Annotated in this window: 12 protein-coding genes; 8 read left to right on the plus strand and 4 right to left on the minus strand. The window is 54.8% G+C overall.

Annotated features, from left to right (window positions below; all coding sequences use genetic code 11):
- Positions 1-145: 145 nt before the first annotated feature.
- Positions 146-442 carry an ArsR/SmtB family transcription factor gene (locus tag RBB63_RS17120; RefSeq protein WP_309386207.1) on the minus strand — a complete coding sequence of 99 codons (297 nt, stop codon included), beginning with the start codon at positions 440-442 and terminating at the stop codon, positions 146-148.
- 96 nt (positions 443-538) lie between these two features.
- Between RBB63_RS17120 and RBB63_RS17125 the strand changes: the two genes are divergently transcribed.
- From RBB63_RS17125 to argS, 3 genes are read left to right on the plus strand one after another with little or no spacing between them, the layout of a single operon-like run.
- Positions 539-1,612 carry an alkene reductase gene (locus RBB63_RS17125; RefSeq protein WP_309386208.1) on the plus strand — a complete coding sequence of 358 codons (1,074 nt, stop codon included), beginning with the start codon at positions 539-541 and terminating at the stop codon, positions 1,610-1,612.
- A gap of 15 nt (positions 1,613-1,627) precedes the next feature.
- Positions 1,628-2,416, plus strand: a complete 789-nt coding sequence (locus RBB63_RS17130) for an SDR family NAD(P)-dependent oxidoreductase (protein ID WP_309386209.1) — start codon at positions 1,628-1,630, stop codon at positions 2,414-2,416.
- 52 nt (positions 2,417-2,468) lie between these two features.
- On the plus strand, positions 2,469-4,301 hold the full coding sequence (gene argS, locus RBB63_RS17135; protein ID WP_309386210.1) for an arginine--tRNA ligase: 1,833 nt from the start codon (positions 2,469-2,471) through the stop codon (positions 4,299-4,301).
- Between the two features lie 296 nt (positions 4,302-4,597).
- Here argS and RBB63_RS17140 read toward each other — a convergent pair whose 3' ends face one another.
- On the minus strand, positions 4,598-5,020 hold the full coding sequence (locus RBB63_RS17140; protein WP_309386211.1) for a diacylglycerol kinase: 423 nt from the start codon (positions 5,018-5,020) through the stop codon (positions 4,598-4,600).
- A gap of 141 nt (positions 5,021-5,161) precedes the next feature.
- Here RBB63_RS17140 and RBB63_RS17145 point away from each other — a divergent pair, with 141 nt between their 5' ends.
- Positions 5,162-6,310 (plus strand): type IV pilus twitching motility protein PilT, encoded by a 1,149-nt coding sequence (locus RBB63_RS17145; RefSeq protein WP_309386212.1) that lies wholly within the window; start codon positions 5,162-5,164, stop codon positions 6,308-6,310.
- Here the strand turns inward: RBB63_RS17145 and RBB63_RS17150 are convergent.
- Positions 6,307-6,924, minus strand: coding sequence for a hypothetical protein (locus RBB63_RS17150; RefSeq protein ID WP_309386213.1), 618 nt, complete (start codon positions 6,922-6,924; stop codon positions 6,307-6,309). The two genes, RBB63_RS17145 and RBB63_RS17150, sit on opposite strands and share 4 nt — an antisense overlap.
- Positions 6,925-7,015: 91 nt before the next feature.
- Between RBB63_RS17150 and RBB63_RS17155 the strand changes: the two genes are divergently transcribed.
- From RBB63_RS17155 to RBB63_RS17165, 3 genes are all read left to right on the plus strand, one after another.
- Complete coding sequence (locus tag RBB63_RS17155) at positions 7,016-7,318, plus strand: Dabb family protein (RefSeq protein ID WP_309386214.1); 303 nt, start codon at positions 7,016-7,018, stop codon at positions 7,316-7,318.
- A gap of 42 nt (positions 7,319-7,360) precedes the next feature.
- Positions 7,361-8,596 carry a hypothetical protein gene (locus RBB63_RS17160; protein ID WP_309386215.1) on the plus strand — a complete coding sequence of 412 codons (1,236 nt, stop codon included), beginning with the start codon at positions 7,361-7,363 and terminating at the stop codon, positions 8,594-8,596.
- 189 nt (positions 8,597-8,785) lie between these two features.
- Positions 8,786-9,931 carry a hypothetical protein gene (locus RBB63_RS17165; protein ID WP_309386216.1) on the plus strand — a complete coding sequence of 382 codons (1,146 nt, stop codon included), beginning with the start codon at positions 8,786-8,788 and terminating at the stop codon, positions 9,929-9,931.
- A 59-nt stretch (positions 9,932-9,990) separates the two neighbouring features.
- Here the strand turns inward: RBB63_RS17165 and RBB63_RS17170 are convergent, their stop codons facing one another.
- Positions 9,991-12,477 carry a GspE/PulE family protein gene (locus RBB63_RS17170; protein WP_309386217.1) on the minus strand — a complete coding sequence of 829 codons (2,487 nt, stop codon included), beginning with the start codon at positions 12,475-12,477 and terminating at the stop codon, positions 9,991-9,993.
- 199 nt (positions 12,478-12,676) lie between these two features.
- On the opposite strand from RBB63_RS17170, the gene RBB63_RS17175 reads away from it, so the two are divergent.
- On the plus strand, positions 12,677-16,177 hold the full coding sequence (locus RBB63_RS17175; RefSeq protein ID WP_309386218.1) for a S8 family serine peptidase: 3,501 nt from the start codon (positions 12,677-12,679) through the stop codon (positions 16,175-16,177).
- Positions 16,178-16,235 lie beyond the last annotated feature (58 nt).

The following is a 16,235-nucleotide window of genomic DNA, read 5'->3' on the forward strand; positions in this document are numbered from 1 at the left end:
GCGCTTTTGCGCGCACGGCTCAATCGCTCCAGCTCAGCGCGGTCTGAATCGTTCAAATCTATGGGCTCACTCGGGCGGCCTGGTCGTGCCATGAACGTAGAATGATGCATAGTATGGTTTTGCCAAGAACTAAGCTAACGGAACACTAGGCATTCGCGACCAGCCCGAGCACTCCGGGAAAGTAAGCCTCGACTTCCTCTTCACGGACTGAGCTCAGGCACTTTGCCCCAACAACGCGTGTTTCGATCAGGCCGGAGCCGCGTAAGACCTCCATGTGATGAGACAACGTTGCCTTGGAAACTTCGACTGGCAGTTCATTGCAGGCAAGGTTGGGCTGATCCAGAAGCGCCCGCATGATGGTAATGCGGCATGGGTCCGAAAGCGCATGCATCACCGTCGGCAGCTCTACTTGCTTCAACTCAGGGTGTTCGTAAGTCTTCATTTTTCCTATCCTCTAAAATAGTTCGAAAAAATGCGAACTTCAATTTGACGCGCTAGTTTTCCTCGAATATTGTTCGATGAAATTAGAACAATAATTATGAGCGACACCATTTCTGAAAAATCGATTCTCTTGTCTCCACTGCAAGTAGGCGCCTGGGAACTGCCCAACCGCATAATCATGGCCCCCCTCACCCGCTGCCGTTCAAACGAAGGCCGCGTGCCCAACGCCATGATGGCCGAGTATTACCAGCAACGCGCGACAGCGGGCTTGATCATTACTGAGGCCACCTCAGTCGACCCGATGGGCGTCGGCTACCCGGACACGCCGGGCATCTGGAGCGATGAGCAGGTCGAAGGCTGGAAGCTCATCACCGACGCCGTGCACGCCAAGGGCGGCCGCATCATTATGCAGCTATGGCATGTGGGTCGCATCTCGGACCCGATTTACTTGAATGGCGCCCTCCCCGTCGCCCCGAGCGCGATCAAGCCCGCAGGCCACGTCAGTCTCGTCCGTCCGATGAAGGACTTTGAGACCCCGCGCGCCTTGGAAGTTTCAGAGATCAAGGACATCGTCGAAGCCTATCGAAAGGGGGCGGAAAACGCTAAACGCGCTGGCTTTGACGGCGTGGAATTGCATGGCGCGAATGGCTACCTGCTCGACCAATTCCTCCAAGACTCCACCAACCACCGCACAGACGAATACGGCGGCTCCATTGAAAACCGCGCCCGACTGATGCTGGAGGCCGTCGACGCTGCGATCTCCGTGTGGGGTCCGGATCGCGTTGGCCTGCACATCGCTCCCAAGGCCGACATACACGACATGGGCGACAGCGACTTGCCCGCGACCTTTGGCTATGTGGCCGAGGCCATGCAAGAGCGCGGCATTGCGTTCATTTTTGCCCGCGAATCACAGGAAGAGCCCCGCATTTATCCGCAGCTCAAGGCCAAGTTTGGCGGCGTGCTCGTGACCAATCAACAGCTCGACGCCGCAACTGCGGAATCCGTTATCCTGCAAGGTGATGCCGACGCCGCATCATGGGGCAAAGATTTCATCGCCACGCCCGACTTGGTGCGCCGTCTCGCCGAAGGTTTGCCCCTCAACGAACATCGCCCAGACACGTTTTACACCTCTGGGCCCGAGGGTTACATCGATTATCCTTTCGCAGACTAAAACGGAGACTCAACTATGGACCTGAAACTTTCCAATCAAGTCGCGCTCGTCAGTGCTTCCAGCTCCGGCATTGGCCTGGGCATCGCGCAGTCCCTGGCTGCCGAAGGCGCTACGGTCGTAGTCAATGGCCGTACAGAAGCAAGTGTGGAAGCGGGCATTGAAGCAATTCTGACCGAGCAGCCGGACGCCAAGCTGATCGCGCTAGTCGCCAACGCCGCAACAGCCGAAGGCTGCGCACACATCATCGAAGCACTGCCCGAAGTCGATATACTCGTGAACAACCTCGGCATCTTTGAAGCCGTGGGCTTCTTTGACGAAACCGACGCGGATTGGCAGCGGTTTTTCGAAACCAACATCATGTCCGGCGTCCGCCTGACGCGGCATTACCTCAAGGGGATGCTTGAACGTGACCAAGGCCGCGTGATCTTCATTTCGAGCGAATCAGGAATCAGCCCGGCGCCGGAAATGGCCCACTACAGCGCCACCAAAACGATGCAGCTCGGCATTTCCCGGGCATTAGCCGAAATGACCAAGGGCACTCGGGTGACGGTGAACAGTGTCCTCCCCGGTCCCACCTGGACGCCGGGTGTCGCTAAATTTATCAAAGATGTTTTCCCGGACCTTGACCAGGAAAGCGCAGTCAAGGCGTTCTTTGAGCAGAATCGACCGAACTCGCTGATCCAGCGGTTCATCGACCCGCGCGAAATTGGCAATATGGTGGCCTATGTGTCCAGTCCGCTGGCCTCGGTGACCAACGGCGCCAGTATCCGCGTCGAAGGCGGGCTCGTGAGCACGGCATTTTAACAAGCCGCCGCCAAAAGCTTGACCTCCCGCCGCAATCGCTAGTCTAGGGCGGATGGCATTATTGTTTGATCTCGGACGCCAACTAGACGCGCTGCTGCGCCAAGCCGCTCAAGGACTCGACGCCTTTAGCGATGATTTTGCGCCGGAGGTGCGCCCGGCGGACCCGCGTTTTGGCGACTTCCAGGCCAACGGCGTCCTGCCCTACGCCAAGAAAGCCAAGGCCAATCCACGCCAACTTGCCACGGATCTGGTCGATGCACTCCTGGGCTTGGACGGCTTTAACGGTGCATTGATCCAGCCGAAAAAAGGTGAAACGCCGACCATTCCCGAGGGCATGGATTACGCGCTGGAAATCGCGGGCCCGGGCTTCATTAACTTCCGCATTGCGCCCAGTATCCTGCAGGACTGGCTCAAGGAATTCCGCGACGAGTCGTCGTTCAAGGCCGGCGCCGCCAGCCGTTTTGCGGGCCGTAAGATCATCATCGACTACCCAAGCCCGAACACCGCCAAGCAAATGCACATCGGCCACCTGCGCCCTATGGTCATCGGCGAGGCCGTGGCGCGCATCCTGGATTTCTGCGGGGCCAACGTAACCCGTGACAATCACATCGGCGACTGGGGCACGAACTTCGGCACGCTGATCATGGCGATCAAAAAGGAAGGCGTCGACCTAAGCACGCTCGGCGTAGACGCATTGCCCGAGATCGAGCGCCTCTACAAGCTGGGGAACTCGCTCGAGGAAGCTGACCCAGCGGTGCGCGACATTTCCCGCAATGAGCTGGTCTTGCTTCAGTCAGGCGATCCGGAAAATACTGCGATCTGGGAGCAGATCGTCGCCGTGTCAAACAGCGCCTTCCAACGCAACTACGACCGTCTCGGCGTAAAGCCGGACCTGACCTTGGGCGAATCTTTTTACCGCGACAAAGTTGACCGTGTTTATGATGAGTTGACCACTTGCAAGATTGCCGAAGAGAGCGATGGCGCACTAGTCGTCTGGCACGACGAAGTGAAGAAATTTGCCCGCGACAATGAGCGCCCCTACCCGTTCAACATTCGCAAGCAGGACGGCGCGAGCAACTACGCCTCGACTGACCTCGCGACAGTGCTTTACCGCGTCGAAGAGCTCAAGGCAGACGAGGTCATCTATGTCACCGATGGCCGCCAGCAGGACCACTTCCAGCAGCTATTTCTCACGGTCGACAAGTGGTTTGCGTGCAAGGATTACCCGAAACCGCAGCTCGAGCACGTCTGGTTCGGTACGATCCTCGGCGAAGATAACAAGCCGTACAAGACCAAGTCCGGCAACGCCATGCGCTTGACCGTCCTCCTCGACGAAGCCGTGGAGCGCGCTGCTGCCGCTGCCGCTGACAAGACGAAGACGCCCGACCTCACCGACGACGAAAAAACTGCCATTGCGGAAGCCGTTGGCGTGGGCGCCGTTAAGTATGCCGATCTGTCCTCGAATCGCACGCAAGACTACGTTTTTTCATGGGACAAGATGCTTGCCTTCGAAGGCAACACCGCCCCCTACCTACAGATGCAGGGCGCGCGCATTCATGGCATTTTCCGCAAAATGGGCCTCCAGCCTGGCGCAGGCGAAGACGGCTCCTCGGGCCTCGCAACGCCGGAAGAGCTGTCGCTGGTCCGCAAGTTGATCAACTTCCCGGTTGCCCTCGAAATGGCAATCAGCGACCTGCGCCCACACCACATTTGCACGTATCTGTTCGAGTTGGCGGGCGAATTTTCGTCGTTCTACAGCGCGAACCACGTCATGGTCGACGAGCCCGACGTCAAAGCGCGCCGCGTAATGCTCTGCGCCCGCACGCTGGCGGTCCTCGAAACCGGCATGCACCTACTGGGCATCCAGACCTTGGAGAAAATGTAGGGGCCGCTGGCTTTGCCAGCGGAGATTAAAGGAAAAAGATTAAAGATTAAAGTTTTGGCCTTCCTGAAGTGGGCGCTTGCTGGACTTTAACTTCGCGTTGAATGACATGGGGCAGTATCCGTTATCCCTAACGGGCACGGTTACTACTAAACATTGAGGATGGAACTGCCTGTTAAGAACAAGCAGCACTACCTCCGATTAAGACAAAAGGTGTGGTCAGAGCATTTTGCCAAATAAAAAGGGAAAGCCTGAACAGCTTCCCCTTTTTCCTTTAATCTTTTTCCTCTTTCCTCTCCTCAGAAACTAATCTGTCCGCTGCGGAGGGCTTCGGTGATCACGAGGCCCCACATGACGGCCACATTCAACAGGGCGAAGAATACCGCGCCGCTACCCATGTCTTTCGCGCGCTTGGCGAAGGGGTGCGTTTCCTGGGAGATGTAATCCACGGTCCATTCGAGGGCGGAATTCATCAGCTCCACGATGAGAACGAGAAAGATCGACCCAATCATGAGCGCTTTGCCCAACAATCCTACAGGTAGAATGATTGCGGTGGGGATCAAAATACACGCTAAAAACGCTTCCTGCCGGAACGCAGACTCATGCTTCAGGCTGGATCCGATGCCCTCAAATGAGTAAAACATCGCGTTCCAGATGCGTTTCAGACCGCCGCGAGACTTGTCATCGCGGACATCGGTGTGGCTTTGGTTTTCCTGCAACATGATCTATGAGTAAAAAGTTCTAGTGATAGGATGTGCGGTTAAATTTGGCAATGCAATTAGTCGACCGTTTAATACAGAACTTAAGAAACTGCAATTGTGCTTGTGACGTGATAGAAATGCCGCAGCGTTAACCCGTTAGACATGGAACATTTACGAGATCCCCATAAAAAAGCTTACAACGCCGGCGGCCACCTGTTCAGCATCAGTGACTTGCTCCACAGCATCACTGACCCGGAGTACATGGTGGACGGTTTGCCCCGTATTTCCGACTACCACTTTAAAGTCGGTGAGCCGATTCGCTACCGCCTCGACTCAGGCCTGGTGGCGATTCCAGGCGGTGAGGCGCTGACCCGTGAAGTTTTTGAGGACCTGATTTACCCCCTGCTTGTGCCGGATCGTGTCGCCGAATTGCAGGCTGGTGGCCCAGCCGACATCGACTGCGGCTACGAATTTGTGGGCGACGATGAAACCTACAACTTCCGTCTCAATGTGTTCATGGACCGACACGGCCCCGCCGCAACCATGCGTATGCTGCCGCCCAAGCCGCCCAGCATTGATCGCGTAGGCTTCCCCTATGACGACATTTGGGAAGACCTCGTGAGCCTCAAACAAGGCCTGGTGCTGATTTCCGGCATCACTGGCAGTGGTAAGTCGACGACCATTTCCGCTCTACTCAACTACATCAATGAGACGCGTGCTGACCGCATCATCACGCTCGAAGACCCCATTGAATACCTTTACGAAAGCAAGCAGGCCATGATTTCGCAGCGCGAGGTTGGCGTGCATGTGCATTCGTTTGCCCGCGGTTTGCGCAGCGCACTGCGTGAAGACCCGGACCTCATTTTTGTCGGGGAAATCCGTGACGTCGAGACCGCCGCGCTCGCCATCACCGCCGCTGAAACCGGTCACTTGGTCTTCTCCACGGTTCACACCCGCGACGCAATCGGCTCCGTCACGCGCCTGATCGATATGTTCCCGTCCGGTCGCGAGCGTGAGTTGACCACACAACTCTCCATGAACCTGCGCACCGTGATCAGCCAAAAGCTGGTGCCTCTGGCCAGTGGGCACGGCCGCATCATTGCGATGGAAGTGCTGCGCAATACCTCCGGCGTCGGCAATTTGATCCGCAGTAATAAATTGCCACAGCTTTACTCGACCATGGAAACCAAGGGAGCCGAAGGCATGCTCACCATGGAACAGGCTCTCTTGGAATTGGTTCACGAAGGCAAAATCACTCCAGAAACCGCCATCGCCTACGCCAATCGCGAAGAGATCGCTGATCGCCTTTAAGCCGCCGAACGTAACCCGTTTGCGCGCTTCTTTTCTTGCCAGAAAAGGAGCGTTGTCGGGATTACTTGTAGCGTGACGATCATTGCCGAGAGCCACATGAGGGAATCGGCGTTGACTGTGTAAAACAGCCAAATCGAGCCGAGCCACCAGCCAATGGCGGCACCGCGTAGATATGGACGTGGATCGATCATGCCTTGGATGAAAAAACCTACGCCCATGAGTACGGCGAATATCGCGGGCAGTAAAAAAGGGTTCAGGTCTTCCAAGCCAAAGGCAACCACAGCAAAAATGGCCATTGCTGCAAGGCAGGCTGCCCAGATGCCACGCACCAGTCGGCTCGTCAGCGGCGTGCGGTGAAATTCCTCCAGCGTAACCTTGCCATAAACAAAAGTGCAAACGGCGCCAAAAATAAAGGAAGGCAGCCAGACAAACATGCCGCCATCAATTGGCACATTGTGCGTAATGATGGCCCATTGCAGCAAAGTGCATTTGGCGATGATGAGCCCCCAGAATACCAACAAAAGCATGCGCGACGCTGTCATCTGTGACGAACGTTCAAGCGCGATCTCCAACTCTGCATCAGAAACCGACTTTGGAGCGACTGAAACCATCATCTAAATTTAGCGAATTAAGGCCGAATTTCAATCCACGTCTCAATATGTTTTACATAATTGCATTCTGAGAGAACGGTGGCATTTTGACGCCATGATTACCCACGTCGTTGTATTCTGGCTGGACAAGCCTTACGGTGAAAATCGCGAACAACTGCTGGTTGCCGCACGCAAACTCGGTGAGATTCCGGGATGTGGCAATTTTCGCGCTGGAACCGCAGTTCCCAGCCCACGCGGCGTAGTGGACGACAGTTTTGCTGTCGCCATCTCGATGGACTTCGTCGACCAAGCTGCAGCCGATGCGTATCAAGCGCATCCTGACCATTTGAAGTTCATCAACGAAGGAGTGAAGCCTTTCGTAAAGCGCTTCGTCGTTTATGATTTTGGAGATGCCTAGGCGGCCTTGACCACAGGCAATTTTCGCAATAAACCTACCTGCATGAGTGACACCCCGGATGAAGACAATTCGAAGCGCAAGCCACTGAGCGACAGGCGCACGATTGCCTCCAAATTCGACAAGAATCCGGAGAATCAACCGACACCCAAACCAGCGCCCATTACGCCTCCGATTACCCATTTCCAGGAAGGGTTTTCCATCGGCAACACGCGGCCCAAAGAAGCGAAGGCGCCCGATCCCGATGCAAACAAAACGCATGCACGCGTACAGGATTCCTCAGGGCTGAGTGGCGAAGAGCCAAGACGTGGCCGGGACTTGCTTCGGGAAGCCGTCCAACAAGCCGAAGACCAAGAGCACTCGATGCCGACCGACAATCTGCTGGAGGGCGACTCAGCCTGGGAGCGAGGCCGTCCAGTGCTCATGGTGTGCGTCTTTCTCGCCATTCTAGCTGGCGTGGGCATCTTCGCCTATAACCGATTAACTGACCAGTCTCAGGCTTTATTAACCGATGCAGAATCCGAGTCCGCATCGTTGGTGTCGCGGCCCACCGCCAGTCGGGCCTCTGGCGTGTTGAATCCTGCGGTTGCCCAGATCGAAGACAACACGGCTGCCTTGGGCGGCTATGAACGATTGAAGCGCCTCGCCGCTGTTTCCATGCATGGCGAAATGAAGCTGGCAGATCGAACCATTCCTTTCAGTCTTTATGGACGGCGGCCTGACTACTACCGAATTACCTACGATCTGCCTGACAACACGCAACTTATCATCGGATTCGATGGCAAAAACGCCTGGCAGGAACTGAAAAAACACGGCGCCAGCATCCAGGTCTCTGAGTTGGACCCAGCGCTGAATCCATCCCTTATGCTCAATGTCGACTTCGACCTGCCTCCGCAAAAATATCTGTTGACCGGTGAATACTCCAAAGATCGACAATCGGTGTTGCTCAATGCAGATTCTCTCACCCGGGATGTATTTGCTGGTGAGACTTACGACGTATACAAAATCCACGAGAAAGGGCGGCCCACGACCACATGCTACCAGGACATGAGCAGCAATTTAATTGCTTACACCGTCACCCGTCTGAACGGTGTGGAGCATCGTATAGCTTATGACGACTACCGCAAAGTCGACGGCGTCTACGTGTCTCATCGGCGTAAGCTTTACCTGGACGATGAATTGCAAGCGGATGTATTGATTAAAGACATCGAGTTCAACCCAGGCATTTTAATCGGGCTGTTCCAGCAGCCAACTACCCGCTCAGAACGTAATAGCGAGTAGAACCCCATCACATGCCAACCAAGATGCGGGTTGGCCAACTACCCACACTCTCCAGTAGAATCAGCTCAAGCGTCCAACACAGCGCAATCATTAGGAAATTGCAAAATTCTCCTTGATTCTCACCCAACATAACGCGTATAGTTAAAGCATTAATCAAACAACATATATACCTCACTTAGTATTGTTACCATGAAGATTACCCTCCCTACCCCACAAAAATTAATTGCGTTCACCACGACCACACTTCTCGGAACTGGACTGTCATTAGGAGATGTCACGACCTGGACTGGAGCGGGCTCCACCGGTTCGGGCAACTGGACCGATGCTGCAAACTGGGACAACGGCGCCCCAGGCATTGACGACACTGCGATTTTTTCGACCACTGGTATGGCAAATCAGCCAGATGTTGGAACCTCCGTCTTGAGCATCCAACAAATCCAATTCGATAGCGCGGGCTGGACGATTAGCAGCGGCACGGGCGGCGGCTTCATTTTTCGCTCAGGCATCGAAGGCATTTACAACAATGTCCCGGGCGTTAATACCGTATCGGTCGATACGATGAGTGTTAATTCCAGTAGCGACACTTGGAACTGGCAGGTCGTCGCAGGCAGCACACTGGTTATCAACGGAGGTGACTACAACCGAAATAACGGTAATGTAATCAGTGGCGATGGCTTGATCATAGTCAATGCTGAGGATGTCGGAGGCAACCCCAGCGACACCAGCGGATTCACTGGCACTTTGCTAACTGGCGAAAACGGCACATTTAATATTGGCAATGGGACAACTTCTGCAACATCGACCTTTGGCGGCATTGGCGCACTGGAGTTTCGCAAATTCAACAATGGCTTCATTGGCGGCACTATTGCGCCTGGAGGTGACGGTGTTTTAATTCCTCAGATCGGCGCCCTCACGTTCGTCTCCGAATCCACTGGACGTTCCGGTGCAACGTTCCTATCCGGATCAACCTTGGCGATGGATATCGGCACGGGAGGCCCTGGCGATAACGACAAGATCGAAACGGACTTCAACGGCAACCCGAGTCTCGACATTGAAACGGGCGTAACCCTCGCGCTTTTTGGCACGATCGCCTTGGATGGCACTTACGTTTTGATCGAAGATATCGATGATTCCGGGGACTTCAGTGGTACGTTCGAGACGATCACCTGGAACGGCGAAGACGTCACCGGCGATACCGACCGTTTTCTGCTCAACTACGGCAATGACCAAATATCGATCACATTGACCAACGTTCCAGAACCATCGACTTACGTCGTGATTATCGGCCTGCTAGCAGTATGCGTCACGACGGCCTGTCGGCGTCGCCAACGGTAGTCGCTGAGTAAGACTAAAGATAACATGAAGTTGCTGGACCCGGCAACTTCATGTTAGCTCTAAACCTTCGGAAGAAAGTCATCGAAGTCGTCATCACTCGCAGCAGGCTGGCTTGGGCCAGCCTCTGTTTCCAGCTCCTCGTCCAAGCCAATGTCTGACATGATATCTTCTTCAGGCGCAGCAGCGGCAGACTCAGCCAACTTCCGGATTTCGGCCATGTCCGCATCGTCCTGAGCTTGGGGCTTGGGCTCCCCATCTGCCTTTTTCTTACGAATCTCCAGGGCTTCTTGCTCCTTAAGGCGTTCCTCGTCCTGGTGGTGCTTTTCCTGCTGTTTTTTAGCCGTGTCAGAATCCGTCGTAGACATGTCTGGCGGAACTGTGCTGACTGCTTCCAAAATAGTTGTCGTGCCTTCGGTGACCTTAAGCATCGAGTCTTGGTGCAAAGTATACATGCCAGTCGCCATAGCGATGCGCTTCAGGTCAGCGGTTTCCCGTCCTTCATTGATGGCGCGAACCAAGTCCTCGCTGTTCTGCATCAGTTCATGGATGCCGACGCGACCTTTCATTCCGTTTCCACCACAGGCCTTACAGCCACCCTCCGATGCTCGGAATATCGGATGCGGCTCCCAGTCCGGAAGCGCCCGGCGCATGATTTCCAGCTCATTGCCCTCTGGCATGTATTCCTCCTTACAGCTTTTGCAGACGCGGCGCATGAGGCGCTGGGCGCAAACAACCAGAAGCGAGGCGGAAATCATGAATGGCTCGATTTCCATATCCGTAAAACGCGCAACCGTCGAAGGCGCGTCGTTAGTGTGCAAGGTCGACAGAAGCAAGTGGCCAGTCAACGCGGCCTCAACCGCAATTTCTGCCGTTTCCTGATCTCGAATTTCCCCAACGAGAATGATGTCGGGGTCCATACGCAAATAAGCGCGCAGCGCCCGCGCAAAAGTTAACCCGATCTGCTTGTGCATCTGCATCTGATTAATGCCCGGGATGGTGTATTCGATCGGGTCTTCCGCCGTTTGGATATTGATATCCGGTGTGGCGATTTCACGCAAAGCCGAGAACAGCGTCATGGACTTACCGGAACCAGTCGGTCCACAGTGCAGGATCATCCCGTAAGGCTGACGAATGCAGTCTCGATATTTCGAAAGATTGTATTCCGAGAAACCCAATGCAGTGATCGGTAAGGCGCTCTTGGTCTTATCCAAAATACGCATGACGATCTTCTCACCGAAATTCATTGGCCCGGTCGCGACACGCAAGTCGATATCGATGTTTTTCTTCGTGTATTTCTTAAAAACAATACGGCCATCCTGCGGGAGTCGCTTCTCTGCAATATCCAGCTCGGACATGATTTTGTAACGGGCGCTGAGCGCGCCAGCCACCTGCTTGGGCAAACGCAGCTTTTCCTGGCAAACGCCATCGATGCGGTAGCGCACGATCAGGTCATTCTCCTGGGGCTCGACGTGGATGTCGGATGCGCCGAGAACATAGGCGTCTTCCACGATGCGATTCGCCAAGGTAATGATGGGCGCCGAATCTTCGTCTTCCAGATCGCCGCCCGCGCCAGTAGGGTCCCCTCCCTGTTCGAACTCAGCGCCAATAACATCGACCAAGCCGGAAATTTCCTCGTCATCGGAAGTCTTCATTTCCGGCGCTGCCGCCGATTGGAAATATTCCTTCAAGAGATCATTAATCAGCGACTCTGGCGCGACCAGGACCTCCTCCAAGTGCAGTTCGGACACCCGCTCAAACTCTTCACGCGAGTGATAATCATAGGGGTTGATCATCACTGCAGCCACGCTGGTCGGCGTGAGTTTCTTCGTCGGAACGACACCGGTTTTCTTGATTAAATCCTCACCGCAGACTTCCAACAGCTTTTCGTCGATCTCAAGCTCATCCTTGTCGAGCACCAGTCGCGAATCCGTAAATTTCGCAATGTACATTGCCAGCTTTTCATCCGGCATCTCATACTTCGGGTCGATCAGACGCTGAATTAGCGGCGCAGTGTACTCGGCAACTTCTTCCAGCACCTTGAGGTCGTCACGGCGAAACTCAGGGTGAATCGCATCGGGCTCTTTATTCAGTACCTGGATCGCGCCTATGCACTTGCTCCCGATCAGCGGAACGGTGACCATCGAGTTCACGTCAAAACCCGTATCCTTGGACATGTTGAACATCGGGCGCGTGTTCTCCTTGGAGAGGGAGAAAAACGCCGGTTCGCCGCGCTCGATTACCTTCCCGACAATGCCAGTGCCAACGGGAAGCTCTAATTCCTTGAGCTTCTTTTCCTTTGCCAGGAATTCCTGCTCCCGGGCCTTGTTATCACCCCACAACGAAGGCGAATAATAGACATGTTTGAAACGTATCTTGCTGCCCTGGACCAGATAAAACGTCATCGACTGAGCTTGCAGCAACTCAACAATCTTACTCGATGTGAGCTCGATGATATCATCGACATCATTTGGTTGCGGCTCCTTGTTGGAGATGATTTTAAGGAGCAGAGTCCGACGTAATGGTGCAGAGAGTTCAGTTTCAGCCATAGCAGATGTGAATTTTTGAGCGGATTCTAACCTTGGCCGTCATTAAGGCAATCGGTTATTTTCACCCTAAGCCCAATGCCCTATCGACCTGAAACTAGTTGTTGCCAAAAAAATTCACTTTGTGGATTGCCTTGCCGAGGAAGTTGCACCCATGCTTTTGCGTATGACACACACTTTCAGAATAATAAACTATACTTCGATGGTATACCTGCTCTTATGCAGTGTCTGCCATCCATTGAAAGCGCGGGGCGTAGAGGAGTTTGAGCTGGCCCCAGATGAAACCTACTGGACGCAAGGCCCAGTCGCAGAGCGCATTGAGAAATCATCAGTAGCTGGCGCGCCCCCCACCCATCGCGCCCGCAGCACCTCTGGTCGAGGCGAATCACGTGACGTTTATTACGAAGTCGGCAAAACGCGCAATGAGTTCACTCGCCGGATTCTGTCTGATGTATTCGTGGTCACTTTCAAACCCAGCGCCAACGTCGACGCCATTGCCGAGGCGCTGAATGCCGACAACCTGGGCCAAGTCAATATCCCGGGTGAGATTTACCGTTTCCGCCTCCGCAATTACGAGGACATTGATAACCTGGAGTCCCGCGTCGATGAGTTCCTCGAAATTCTCGCAATCGACCGGCAGTTTGCCCGGATGCAAGAAAGGCGCATCTTGGGCGACGACCCTCTCCTGCCCGACCAGTGGCATCTAAATGATCCCGACGAGGGTATTTACGACATCAACTTGGGCAATCTCTGGGATCGCTATACCGGTGCAGGCGTGGTCATTGGCATTGTGGATGACGGCCTGCCTATCGACCATCCAGACTTATTGCCTAATTTGGAGTCATCGCTGCACTACGACTTTCGCGATGGCGACAACGATCCCAGCCCGAATCTGCTCACACCAGACGAGGACGATGGAGCCTCATCCGGCGAAGACAAGCACGGCGCTGCAGTGGCTGGACTTGCTGCGGCGCGTGGCGGCAACGGAATTGGCGTCAGCGGCGTGGCGCCAGAGGCGCACATTGCCGGCATCCGGCTCATCGGAGACTATGCCGAGGATGTCACCGAGGCCGAAGCATTCCTACACGGCCTGCAGACGATCGACATCAAAAACAACAGTTGGGGCCCCGCTGGCTTTGGCGACATCATTACCGAGCCTGGTCCGCTCGCCAAAGCCGCGCTCAAACAAGCTTGCGAAGAGGGGCGCGGAGGCAAAGGCACGATCTTTGTCTGGGCCGCAGGCAACGGCGGTCTTCGCAATGACGACTCTAACCGCGACGGCTTCAATGCGTCTCCCTACACAATCTCAGTAGGCGCTGTAAATGAATTCGGCGAGGCCGCATATTATTCAGAGCCAGGCGCCTGTTTAACCGTCTGCGCGCCCTCTTACGACCGAAGCACGCGAGGCTTAATCACTACCGACCTGCAAGGCGACGACGGCTACAACCACAGCGCGCTGCCCGACGAACTTGACGATCTGGACTACACCAACTCATTCAGCGGCACCTCAGGCGCGGCGCCGATCGTCTCGGGCGTTGTCGCACTCATGCTTGAGGCCAATCCGAACCTCAACTGGCGCGATGTTCAAGAAATCCTACTCCGTACAGCACAGCAAGTCGATGTGGATGACGACGGCTGGTTCACCAACGCAGCAGACACCCCCTTTCAATTTAACCGCCGCTACGGCGCAGGGCTGATCGACGCTCAGGCCGCTGTGGACCTCGCCGAAAGCTGGACGTCTTTGGGAGAGCGTAAAAGCATAGCTGCCGTAGACGACAGCATAGTGCTGCCCGTTGATGTGCCAGACGACGGGACCGCATTGGAGCTTGATTTCACGATCCCCAATGTCGACTTCCGGGTTGAGCACGCCACAATGCGGCTAACCATTTTCCATACCCGTCGGGGCGATATTTCTGTCGAGTTAATCTCGCCCAGTGGCACATCCAGCCTGCTGCTCCACACCACTGATCTGGACGAAGAGGACCACATTTTTGATTTCACCCTGGGGAGCTTGCATTTCTGGGGAGAGGACGCCGCTGGCAAATGGACGCTCCGCATTCTAGATAACCAGGACGGCGAGTCTGGCGAAGTCGCCCAGGCAACTTTGATGCTCTACGGCACGTCAAACGACGACTTGCCCGCCGCTCCGGATAACCTCTTCATGACACGGACTTCCTACATTTCCGCCTGGCTATCCTGGGATGACCTGGCGGACAGCGAAACCGGCTACCGCATAGAGCGCAGTGCATATGGCGAAAGCGACTGGCGACTGGTCGCCACCACCGCTCCAAATGTTACCTACTATTATGATGAAACTCTGGACGACGCCTATTATTACTACCGGGTTTGCGCGGTAAAAGGCAGCCAGCGATCCGCCTACACCGAGCCCTATGGCTCGTACCGCGCATTTTTGGAGGATACCGTGCTCTACTTCGCCAATTTTGAGGCAGATCAGGGCTACGCGACTGGCGCGATCAACGGTCAGAATGGCTGGTGGACAGACAGCAGCAGTGGCATCAAAGTCATTTCCAGCACGCAACTCAATGGCAGTCGTCTTTTGCGTATCGGCGGCACAGGGTATCAAGGCACAGACTTCGACGCTGCCTATGGCAGCGGCATCTACTTCGAAGACCCCAACGCCAATGCGCTCATTAGCTTTAAATTGAGACTGAATTCGACAGCAGCCCAAGCCAAGGACGCCTTCGGCTTCGAATTCTTTAACTTGAATGGCGAGCGCCTCTTCGGCTTCGAAGTCTACATGCCCACTCGCCAGATCTACTACTATAATGAAGACCTCATACTCAAACCACTCAACCGGACCTTCAGTCTGAACACGACCTATAACATGGAAGTCGAAATAGACTTTACCAAAGGCTATTGGTCACTTCGGAGGGATGGCACGGCATTAGGGAACCGCTTGCCGGTCTCAATTAACAACAAAACCAATGGCTTAGCCTACCATGAATGCTATTGGTATATCTCGTCCGTCAACTCCCCTGGCTCCAACCAGATGCTGATCGACAACTTTAAGATCAGCATGATCGCCACCCAAACCCCTGATGCTCCGCTGAATCTCGAAGCACACGCCCAGGGGGCGTCGACGATTTTCCTGTATTGGGATGACCCGTTTCTTGCATCGAAATACTACATTGAGGGACGTCCAGTTGGCAGCTCAACTTGGCAAAGTATGCTCAATTTCCCGGTGGAAGACTGGCCGCTTCCCGTAGCCGTAAAAGGCCTGGAGCCAGATACCGAATATGAGTTCCGCATTCGCGCCGAAAATGAGTATGGCTTTTCCAGCTATAGTTCCACCGTCACCATGAGCAGTCTGCATCTCTATCAAGACTGGTTGCTCCAGATGGACCTCGATGCGGAGGAATCACTTCTCAACGATCCTTTTGAGGTGGGGCACCCTCTCCTGCTGGCTTACGCATTAGGAATTCACCCGGAGTACATCACTGAAACCCGCTTGCCAAAGCCCAGCGTCAATGACGACACCGGCATGCTTGAACTGAAATACTATCGCGGGCGCGACGACGTTTCCTACCAAGTTGTGGCCAGTGACAACCTCGTTGGTCCCTGGCTAGAGGCTGATGTGGTTCAGGAATTCGAGGTCGACGGCCGGTACGTCACTGCCGCCATCGAACAACCTGTAACTGGCGCACGATTCCTTCGCCTAGTCTGCACGCTCGATGAAGAATAGGCGTGATCAAGCGCAGTCCTTGGGAAAGAATCTCATTTTCGATTTGTCACCAAGCAAA

It is taken from the genome of Cerasicoccus frondis (genome assembly GCA_031296915.1).
Taxonomy (GTDB): Bacteria; Verrucomicrobiota; Verrucomicrobiia; order Opitutales; family Cerasicoccaceae; genus Cerasicoccus; species Cerasicoccus frondis.

What these genes read in the sequence shown, in the direction of transcription:
- RBB63_RS17155 (WP_309386214.1), top strand. Translation starts at nt 7,016, where the DNA reads ATGATTACCCACGTCGTTGTATTCTGGCTGGACAAGCCTTACGGTGAA.
- RBB63_RS17125 (WP_309386208.1), top strand. Translation starts at nt 539, where the DNA reads ATGAGCGACACCATTTCTGAAAAATCGATTCTCTTGTCTCCACTGCAA.
- RBB63_RS17170 (WP_309386217.1), bottom strand. Translation starts at nt 12,477, where the DNA reads ATGGCTGAAACTGAACTCTCTGCACCATTACGTCGGACTCTGCTCCTT.
- argS (WP_309386210.1), top strand. Translation starts at nt 2,469, where the DNA reads ATGGCATTATTGTTTGATCTCGGACGCCAACTAGACGCGCTGCTGCGC.
- RBB63_RS17175 (WP_309386218.1), top strand. Translation starts at nt 12,677, where the DNA reads ATGGTATACCTGCTCTTATGCAGTGTCTGCCATCCATTGAAAGCGCGG.
- RBB63_RS17130 (WP_309386209.1), top strand. Translation starts at nt 1,628, where the DNA reads ATGGACCTGAAACTTTCCAATCAAGTCGCGCTCGTCAGTGCTTCCAGC.
- RBB63_RS17160 (WP_309386215.1), top strand. Translation starts at nt 7,361, where the DNA reads ATGAGTGACACCCCGGATGAAGACAATTCGAAGCGCAAGCCACTGAGC.
- RBB63_RS17150 (WP_309386213.1), bottom strand. Translation starts at nt 6,924, where the DNA reads ATGATGGTTTCAGTCGCTCCAAAGTCGGTTTCTGATGCAGAGTTGGAG.
- RBB63_RS17145 (WP_309386212.1), top strand. Translation starts at nt 5,162, where the DNA reads ATGGAACATTTACGAGATCCCCATAAAAAAGCTTACAACGCCGGCGGC.
- RBB63_RS17140 (WP_309386211.1), bottom strand. Translation starts at nt 5,020, where the DNA reads ATGTTGCAGGAAAACCAAAGCCACACCGATGTCCGCGATGACAAGTCT.
- RBB63_RS17165 (WP_309386216.1), top strand. Translation starts at nt 8,786, where the DNA reads ATGAAGATTACCCTCCCTACCCCACAAAAATTAATTGCGTTCACCACG.
- RBB63_RS17120 (WP_309386207.1), bottom strand. Translation starts at nt 442, where the DNA reads ATGAAGACTTACGAACACCCTGAGTTGAAGCAAGTAGAGCTGCCGACG.